Source organism: Ruoffia sp. FAM 24228, from assembly GCF_045528575.1.
GTDB classification, from domain to species: Bacteria; Bacillota; Bacilli; order Lactobacillales; family Aerococcaceae; genus Ruoffia; species Ruoffia halotolerans.
The window spans coordinates 1-9,619 of record NZ_JBGQQZ010000080.1 but is presented as its reverse complement, the minus strand read 5'-3'; the positions used below and the strand labels follow the sequence as shown (position 1 = coordinate 9,619).

Sequence of the window (9,619 nt, the reverse complement as noted above, 5' to 3'; positions counted from 1 at the left end):
GACACGGATTCACCGCGGCTTCCAACAAGCTGAAGCAGAGCTAGAAAAAATGTTTGAAAGATTAACAAATTAATAAATCGATTTTATAGAAGGAGTACTTCATTTACACATAATTATTGACACTCCCTAAATAATCAAAACAAAACTTATCATTCTATTAGTTATATCTTAGTTTTTAACTAATTACAAATGTTTTTATATATCAGATTGACTTTGTCTTTTTCATATCTATAATTAATTTTATCTTATGTTACCATGAAGGAGAATAATAATGGGAAAAGCCGTTGTGCATGTTACATTTACTGGGAAAGTTGAGTTTGAATTCGAATATTCTGGTGATTTACTAGATTACGAATTAATCGATATGGCTATGGAAAACTTCGCTGAAAAACCTGAATTATTTGGTCAACTCGCTGAGTATGACTGGAAAATAGAACGCAAATAATCTGCTGTAAAGATTTATTAAACTATTTACTAGTTGAAAGTTATGTTTATTGCTTTCTATTTGGTATAATTAAAGTAGAATTAAAATTACTTGGAAGGTGAGTAAATGGATAATAAATCTCAATCGAAAGGTAAAGCAATATTAGTTGAAGTATTGAACGCATTGACTCACGGTATTGGTACGATTCTTAGTATCGTAGGGCTAATCTTACTTATCATTAAAGGAATTGATGTATCTTCACCCACTGCTATATTCGCTTATGTCGTTTACGGCGCAAGTTTAGTCATACTTTTTCTGAATTCTACCCTTTACCATAGTTTAAGTTTTACAAAATTCAAAGATTTTTTTCAACGATTAGATCACAGCGCAATTTATATTTTGATTGCTGGTACATATACACCTTACGTAGTTATTGGTGTAGGTGGACGATTAGGACTATTTTTCTTAATTTTAGTTTGGGGCTTAGCATTGATTGGAATCTTTTTTGAACTTTTCCATATTAATAAGTTTCCACGCTTAAGTACTTTTATGTACTTAGGATTAGGTTGGTTAGGTGTCACAATCATCTATCCACTTCTACAAACCATCGAAATTACAGGTATCGCTCTACTCGCAATTGGTGGTATTGTTTATTCCTTAGGAACAATCTTCTATAGTATGAAAAATAACAAGTGGATGCATATTATTTGGCACTTGTTTGTTATGGCTGGTGCTTTCTTCATGTACATCAGCGTATTATTTTATGTATAAAGAAACATCCATCCGTTTCGGCTGAAACGAATGGATGTTTTTATTTTGCTAAAGTATCCATAATGTTAAGGAGAGCACTCATCATATTATCTTCAAAGGGGGAGTGTCCTGCTTCTTCAATAATTTCTAATGAAGCATGTGGTAACTGTTGTTGTAACTCAAACGCCCCACTCACTCGACAATCAACATCATACCGTCCATGGACAATATGAATTGGGATATCTTTTAAGACTGAAATATGATTCGGCAAATAATTATCATCATCCCAAAACATGTGGTGTTTGAAGTAATGGGCTTCTAATAAGCCAAGTGATAAATCCCCTGGTTTAACTAGAGACACTTCTTGTTTGACTGGCTTATGTAACACTAGACTAGATTCCCAAATATTCCATTGTTGGGCAGCTGCCTCTCGCTCTTCTTTACTACCTTGAGTCATAAGATCATAATAGGCACTGATTAAATCACTTTGTTTATCTTCTGCGATAAATGATTTATATTGTTCAAATTCAGCAGGATAAAACTCACTTGCACCAAACTTAAACAACCAATCAATATCCGCTTGTCGGCCTAAGAATATTCCTCGCAAAACAAGATGCTTCACTTTTTCTTGATATTTAATAGCGTATGCTAAGGCTAATGTTGAACCGTAACTTCCACCAAAGACAATCCACGAGTCAATGTGACAATGGAGACGAATGACTTCTAAGTCCTCGACACTCGCATCAACCGTATTATTCTCAAGTGATAAAAAGGGTTTGCTGCGTCCTGTCCCTCTTTGATCAAATAAAATAATCCGGTATTTCTCTGGGTTAAAAAAACGACGTGATTTCTCACTAATAGCTCCCCCAGGACCACCATGTAGAAATACTACTGGAATACCTTCTGGATTCCCACATTCTTCAACATATAAAGAATGACCATCAGTGACATCAATATGATAGCTCTCATTTACTGGTGTATTTAAGTAACCAAGTGTCATATTTTTTCTCCCTCTATTTCTTACTCATTTGAATAGATTTTTTAATAGCTGCTGTTACGCCTTTGTTAATCGCTGATTTAAATCCAGCATGTTCAAGCGCAACAACACCCGCAATTGTCGTGCCATTTGGGCTAGTTACTTTATCTTTCAGTTCGCCTGGATGCATACCCGTCTCTATAACCATGCTAGAAGCGCCTTTTACAGCCTGTGACGCCATTTTACGACTTTGTTCACGTGAGAGACCATGTTCTGCTCCAACGTCGCTCATCGCCTCTATCAGTTGATATATGAAGGCTGGGCTCGACCCGGCTAAACCAGTTACAGCATTAAAAAGTGATTCTGGTATCGCTTCGACGATACCTGCGTACTGTAGACTTTTTTCAAAAAGAGTTATTTTTTCAACGTCAGTATTTTCTGATGTACAATATGCAATATACCCTTCGCCAATTTCGACTGGCGTATTTGGCATGGTACGAATCCATTTATGAGAAGCGGGTGTAAAAGTTTCTAGTTGCGCGATTGATAACCCCGCAGCCATACTCACCCAAGTTTTTGGTTTAGATTCAATGACTAAATCATCGAGTTGTTCAAAGATCGTTCCAAATTGATTTGGTTTCACCCCAATAAAGATGATGTCTGATTCATTGATTAATTCATCCAATGATTCTGATCCGACAACGTCTGCGCCAACTTGTTCAGCTAAGACGGCTAATTTCTCTTGTGTGCGGTTATGTAATATCATCGAGTACCCTGCTTTAAGTATTGCTTTTGCAATCGCAGACCCCATATTACCAACGCCGATCATTCCAATTGTTGGCATGTTATCCCTCTTTCTTTAGTCTAGTCCCACACGTTTGAATATAGCATCTACTTGTGTTAAATGATATGAAGGATCAAATAAGTTATTGACCTCATCTTTTGATAGTTTTTGATTGATAGTTTTATTTTCTTTAACTAATTCTTCAAAGGATTTTGATTCATCCCAAGCAATCTTAGTCAGTGGTTGAACTAAATCATAGGCTGCTTCACGTGTTAGACCTGCATCGATTAATGATAACATGACACGTTGTGAATAAATTAAGCCGTATGTTTTTGCCATGTTTTGTTCCATGTTCTCAGGTAAGACAGTTAATTTCTCAATGATATTCGCGAAACGATTGATTTGGTAATTTAGTAAAGTTGTTATATCTGGTAAGATAATTCGCTCTGCTGAAGAGTGTGAAATATCACGTTCATGCCATAGTGAGACATTTTCGTATGCGGGTGTAATGTATCCACGCATTACTCTTGCTAAACCAGTCACATTCTCACTACCAATCGGATTACGTTTGTGAGGCATTGCTGATGAACCTTTTTGTCCTGCAGCAAAGTATTCTTCCACTTCACGTGTTTCAGTTTTTTGTAGTCCTCTAATTTCAGTCGCAAATCGTTCGATACTTGTCCCAATTAACGCCATAACCGCAACGTAATGTGCATTTAAATCACGTGGCAATACTTGGGTTGAAATATCTTGAGCACGGATACCTAATTGTTCACAGACGTAAGCTTCAACTTCAGGAGGTGTATTGGCAAATGATCCGACTGCACCACTCATTTTCCCTGCTTCAACATCTTTCGCCGCTTCTTCAAAACGCTTTTGATTACGTTTTAACTCAGAGTAAAATCCAGCTAATTTCAAGCCGAAAGTTGTTGGTTCCGCATGAACACCATGGGTTCTTCCCATTTGAATGGTGTATTTGTGTTCTTTAGCTTTTTTACCAACAACATCGATGATGCGTTGAATATCTTTTCTTAATATGTCATTGACTTGTTTTAATTGGAAGCCGTATGCTGTATCGACCACATCTGTACTTGTTAAACCGTAATGAATCCATTTACTTTCATCACCTAAGCTTTCACTCACACAACGAGTAAATGCTACAACATCATGACGCGTTTCTTCTTCAATTTCTAAGATTCGCTCAACAGTAAAGCTCGCATTTTGTTTAATCTTGTCTACATCTTCTTGTGGAATCTCATCTAAGTTTGCCCAAGCTTGGCATGCTTCAATCTCAACTTCTAACCATGTTTCGTATTTCTTCTCAAGTGACCAAATATTTTTCATTTCTGGTCTTGTATAACGTTCAATTGTCATTATTTACCCTCTTCCTTACGTTGCCACCATTCATAGCGGTGTTTATGAATATTTTTTTCGTCTGTTTCGCCCCGAACGACTTTTGTTAATTCCCAGTTCTCTTCATCAATCTCTGGCATGACAACATCATTCAAAAATTTATCCTCGATAACTGTTCTTACCACTCGATCCGCATAATCAATTAAATCTAAGAAAACTTTAGCTCCACCAATAACCATTAAGTTACGGTCTTCTGACAAAGCCAATACGTCTTCAATCGTATGAACGACGGTTAGCTCTGGAACATCTTGTCCATATGTTGTATCGGTTGTTAATACAACCGTTTTTCGACCCGGTAGTAGTCGTCTATTCATAGATTCAAACGTTCGACGCCCCATTAACATTGTGTGTCCCATGGTCGTATCTTTAAAGAATTTTAAATCATTAGGCAAATTCCACGGTAGGTCGTTTTTATATCCAATCCCACCATTTAAATCTTGTGCAAATACAAATGTTATCATCATTTCACTTCCTTAAACTGCGATCGGTGCTTTTATTGAAGGATGCGGATTGTAATTCTCTACTTTAATCTCATTACTTTCAATTTTATCCAATTTTGCTTCACTTTGAATTACGAGTTGAGGTAACGGTCTAACATCTCTTTCTAATAACAGTTTAGCTTGTTCAAGGTGATTTGAATAAATGTGAGCATCACCAATTGTATGAACAAAATCTCCGACCTCTAAACCTGTTTCACGTGCAATCAAATGCGTTAATAATGCATAACTCGCGATATTAAATGGTATACCTAAAAAGATATCGCCACTTCTTTGATATAATTGACAACTTAATTTGCCATCTGCCACATAAAACTGGAATAAGGTATGACAAGGTGGTAAAGCCATTGAAGGAACATCTTCTGGGTTCCAAGCGGAAACAATGTGACGTCTTGAATCGGGATTTGTTTTAATTTGGTCAATGACTATTTTAATTTGATCAAGAGTGTCACCATTACGTAATTGCCATGCTCGCCATTGTTTACCATAAACATCCCCTAAGTGACCAAATCGTTCACTAAAGTCATCATTCGTAAGTATTTCATTTTGAAATTTAGTCATTTCTTCATCGTATTGAACTTTAAAAGTTTCGTCGACTAAGGCACGTCTACCGAAGTCAGTCATATCTGGTCCTTCATACGCATCACTTTCAATATAATTTTTAAAAGCCCATTCGTCCCATATATGGTTATTGTTTTCTAATAGGTAGCGTATATTTGTATCTCCACGTAGAAACCAAAGTAATTCTGATTTAATTAGGCCAAATGGTACGCGTTTAGATGTCAATAAAGGAAAGCCTTTTTGAAGATTAAAGCGCATTTGATGCCCAAATATGCTCAAAGTTCCAACACCTGTCCGGTCCTCTTTTTTTGTTCCTTCGTTTAATACTTTTCTTACTAAATCTTGATATTGAGTTGTCATTCTATAATTATCCTTCCTATAATGAAAGTTCACTTAAGTACTCATAACGTTCGTAATACTCTAGTAAAGCTAACTCTAGACTTTCTACCTTTTCTTGTAATTCCATTAATCTATATGCATCACTGCCTTGTGTAGCCATTTCTGCTTGAGTTGTTTCAATTTCTGTTTCAATTTCTGCGATATCTTTTTCGATTGTCGCCCATTCTTTTTTCTCATTATAAGACATGCGTTTTTTCTCAGTCTTTACTTTTTCGTTGTCTTTTTTCGGTGCATCATTACTTACTGTCTTCTCAGCTTGAGCGGGTGCCTTACTTTGTGTATTTAAATAATCACTATAATTCCCGTAAATTAACTTAAATTTACCTTCGCCTTGAATGTCTAATAATTGATCCACCGTTTTATCAATGAAGTAACGGTCATGGGATACGATAATTACGACTCCGACAAAGGAATCCAAGTAATCTTCTAGCACCGTGAGTGTTTCAATATCTAAATCATTGGTTGGCTCATCTAAGAACAATACGTTTGGTTCTTGAATTAATAATGTCAGTAAATATAAACGTCGGCGCTCACCACCTGAAAGATATTTAATTTGAGTACCGTGAGTCACTCTAGGGAAGTTAAACTGCTCTAACATTGATGCTGCTGAAACAGATTGTCCTCCATCCGTTTGAAATTCGTCTGCAATTTGTGTTAAATACTTTAGAACGCGCATCTCACCAGGTAAGTCTTGATCCAATTGACGGTAGTAAGCCATCTTAACAGTTTGACCAATTTCATACACACCACTTTTAATAGGATGTAATCCAGCTAAGGTGTTTAAGAATGTTGATTTTCCGATACCATTCTCACCAATAATACCTAGGCGTTCACCTTTGATAAAGCTTTTCGTAAAGTCTTCAATAACAGTCTTATCACCAATCTCAACAGTGACATTTTCTAAATCCATAATTCTTTGGCCGATTCTTTGTTGATCAAAGTTAAAATCAATCGCTTCATCTGCTTGATTTCGTGATTCGATTGAACCTTTTAAATCTTCAAAACGATTGATACGCGCCTGTTGTTTAGTAGTTCTTGCTTTGGCACCCTTGCGCATCCAACTAAGTTCTTGTTGGAATAAGCGGTTTTGTTTCTCTTGCATTCTTTCGTTATTGGCTGCTTCTTCGCTTCGTTTAGTTAAATAGTCTTGATAATTCCCAGAATATTCTCTCAATTGCCCAAAGTTTAGTTCTACAATTTTGTTAACTGAACGCTCTAGGAAGTAGCGATCATGCGTTACGAGTAATAGAGCTCCTTTATAAGTAGCTAAATATTTCTCTAACCATTGAATCGATGATATGTCTAAATGGTTTGTTGGCTCATCTAAGATTAATAAATCAGGTTCAGATATTAGCACTTGAGCAATCCCAATACGTTTACGTTCCCCACCTGAACATGTAGATACGAGACGACTTAAATCATTCAGGCCAAGCTGACTTAAGATTGTTTTGGCATTCACTTCAATTTCCCAACCATTATTTAAATTCATTTCATCACTCATCTTAGTGAAGCGGTCGAAATTGGTCGGATTCTCAGGATCATTTTCCAAATCTAAGCGTGCTTTTTCATAGCGTAATAACTTTTGAATTTGGGGTGCTGGACTATCATAGACTGTTTCTAATATCGTCTTTTCTAAATCCAATTCTGGATGTTGATCTAAATAGCCTATGCGATAATCATTAGGTTTGAGTATCTCACCTTCGTCATATGTATCAATATTAGCAATCACCTTTAATAGTGAGCTTTTTCCTGTCCCATTAGGTCCGATTAAACCAATTCGGTCCCCTGTGCGAATCGATAAGTCAACTCCACCTAGTAAAGTTTTTGTTCCGTAAGTTTTATGTAAATTTGTGATTTTTAATTCTTTCATATCAAAACTCCTCGCTAAATTCACTATATTATAACATAGAATAGACTGAAAAAAATCCAGGAACGATTAGGTCCCTGGGTATAATTACATCCCTCCAAATTGACTACGATATAAGTCAGCATAAATATTGCCTAACTCTAATAATTCCTCATGTGTTCCATCCTCCATTATTCCCTCAGGCGTTACAACGATGATGCGATCTGCATTTGTAATTGTTGCTAATCGGTGGGCAATGACGAGTGATGTTCGTCCTTGTGACAATTCATCGAGTGAAGTTTGGATAAATCGTTCAGTAGCAGTATCTAAAGCACTTGTAGCTTCATCTAAAATAAGAATTTTTGGATTTTTTAAGAAGATTCTAGCAATTGATAAGCGCTGTTTCTGCCCCCCTGAAAGCGAAACACCTCTTTCACCAATCTGAGTATCAACCCCATCTGGTAAATTTGAAATCACTTCTCGTAATTTAGCTGAATCAATGGCTGCTTTAACCTCTTCATCAGTTGCATCCAAGCGACCATACAGTACGTTCTCTTTAATCGTCCCATCAAATAAAAAGACATCCTGTTGGACAATACCAATTTGTTTCCGTAATGAACGCATTGTCACATCCTGAATATCTACCCCATCAATCGTTATTTTGCCGCCGGTAATTTCATAGAATCGAGGTAATAAATTTACTAACGTCGTTTTACCAGCGCCTGATGGTCCTACAAAAGCAACAGTTTGACCAGCTTTAATATCAATCGTTACATTTTCTAGGACGGGTTTTTCTTTTTTATAACCGAAAGAAACATTATCATAGCGAATATTCCCTTCAAACTTAGGAGCTTCAACTGCATTGGGGCTATCGAGAATATCTGGTTCTTTATTCAATTCTTCTTGTAATCTCACAAAACCAGCATAACCTTTTGGATAAACTTCTAACATCGCATTAATTCTCTCAAGTGGACGAATAAATACATTCGAAAGTAGAATATATCCAACGAGCTCACCAATTGTTAGTTCACCTACAATTGTATAATAAGAACCCGCCAGCAAGGCAAACAGATTGATTAAACGCATGACAATATAATTAAACGAAGAACTCGTTGCCATAGAATTATAAAATCTAACCATTGCTAATCGGTATTTCTCTGCTAAATCAGCGAAAATATTATTCTCGTATGTCTCATTAGCAAAAGCTTTAACTACTCTCATCCCACTAATTGAGTTTTGAATTCCAGCGTTAAACCGGCCCAAGTTTTGTTTAATACTCACATTAATATTAACCATATAACGGCTAAACAGCCCCAGTATAACACCTAAGATAGGAATTAAGGCGACAGTCATTAATGCTAATGGGACATGTACATTTAACATTAACAGAAACGCTCCAACTAAAGTCATAATCGTTATAAAAACATCTTCGGGTCCGTGGTGAGCTAATTCACTAATTTCGAACAAATCCGTTGTAATACGACTCATTAAGTCCCCAGTCTTCATCTTGTCAAAATACGCATACGATTGCTTTTGAAAATGCTCAAACAACTCTTTGCGCATGTCTGTCTCAATATGGCTCCCAAAGACATGGCCGATATATACGACTATATAATTCATAGTCGTATTAAATAAATATAAAGCAAATAATAATACTGAGAACATGACAATATGACGTAAATTTCCTTGTGGCAATATTTGATCAATCACCATATTCACGGCAATCGGAAAGAATAATTCTAAGATAGCTGAAATAACAGCACAAATAAAATCGATTGCAAATAATTTTTTATATGGAACGCCGATTGTAAAATTAAGCTAGACAACTAAAACAGCCATTTGTGGGTTCTTGAATTTTTGGTGTTGGTGAGAGAAATCTCACTGACACCTTTTTTTGTATGTACACAAAAGCCAGTGAATTCCTATATAATAAAGTTACCATACATTACTAAAAGGAGAATTCACTTGG

At 36.2% G+C, this 9,619-nt stretch carries 9 protein-coding genes; 2 read left to right on the top strand and 7 right to left on the bottom strand.

From position 1 onward, the window contains the following. Positions 1 to 271: 271 nt before the first annotated feature. A complete protein-coding gene (locus ACEN33_RS11070) occupies positions 272 to 445 on the top strand; it encodes a hypothetical protein (RefSeq protein WP_407090183.1) in 174 nt (57 codons plus the stop codon). Positions 446 to 550: 105 nt separating this feature from the next. Continuing rightward, positions 551 to 1,195 carry a hemolysin III family protein gene (locus ACEN33_RS11065; RefSeq protein ID WP_407090184.1) on the top strand — a complete coding sequence of 215 codons (645 nt, stop codon included), beginning with the start codon at positions 551 to 553 and terminating at the stop codon, positions 1,193 to 1,195. Positions 1,196 to 1,235: 40 nt separating this feature from the next. Here ACEN33_RS11065 and pip read toward each other — a convergent pair whose 3' ends face one another. From pip to ACEN33_RS11030, 7 genes are all read right to left on the bottom strand, one after another. After that, on the bottom strand, positions 1,236 to 2,174 hold the full coding sequence (gene pip / locus ACEN33_RS11060) for a prolyl aminopeptidase (protein WP_407090185.1): 939 nt from the start codon (positions 2,172 to 2,174) through the stop codon (positions 1,236 to 1,238). A gap of 13 nt (positions 2,175 to 2,187) precedes the next feature. Then, positions 2,188 to 2,994: a pyrroline-5-carboxylate reductase gene (gene proC / locus ACEN33_RS11055; RefSeq protein WP_407090186.1), complete on the bottom strand. Its 807-nt coding sequence runs from the start codon at positions 2,992 to 2,994 to the stop codon at positions 2,188 to 2,190. A 15-nt stretch (positions 2,995 to 3,009) separates the two neighbouring features. Further along, positions 3,010 to 4,308, bottom strand: coding sequence for an adenylosuccinate lyase (purB, locus tag ACEN33_RS11050; protein ID WP_407090187.1), 1,299 nt, complete (start codon positions 4,306 to 4,308; stop codon positions 3,010 to 3,012). Then, positions 4,308 to 4,808, bottom strand: a complete 501-nt coding sequence (locus tag ACEN33_RS11045) for a dihydrofolate reductase (protein ID WP_407095109.1) — start codon at positions 4,806 to 4,808, stop codon at positions 4,308 to 4,310. Before ACEN33_RS11045 ends, purB begins: the two co-directional genes overlap by 1 nt. Positions 4,809 to 4,820: 12 nt before the next feature. Beyond that, positions 4,821 to 5,765 carry a thymidylate synthase gene (locus ACEN33_RS11040; protein WP_407090189.1) on the bottom strand — a complete coding sequence of 315 codons (945 nt, stop codon included), beginning with the start codon at positions 5,763 to 5,765 and terminating at the stop codon, positions 4,821 to 4,823. Positions 5,766 to 5,781: 16 nt separating this feature from the next. After that, positions 5,782 to 7,674 (bottom strand): ABC-F family ATP-binding cassette domain-containing protein, encoded by a 1,893-nt coding sequence (locus ACEN33_RS11035; protein WP_407090190.1) that lies wholly within the window; start codon positions 7,672 to 7,674, stop codon positions 5,782 to 5,784. 84 nt (positions 7,675 to 7,758) lie between these two features. Continuing rightward, entirely contained in the window at positions 7,759 to 9,456 is a 1,698-nt protein-coding gene (locus ACEN33_RS11030; RefSeq protein WP_407090191.1) for an ABC transporter ATP-binding protein, read from the bottom strand. Positions 9,457 to 9,619: the final 163 nt, after the last annotated feature.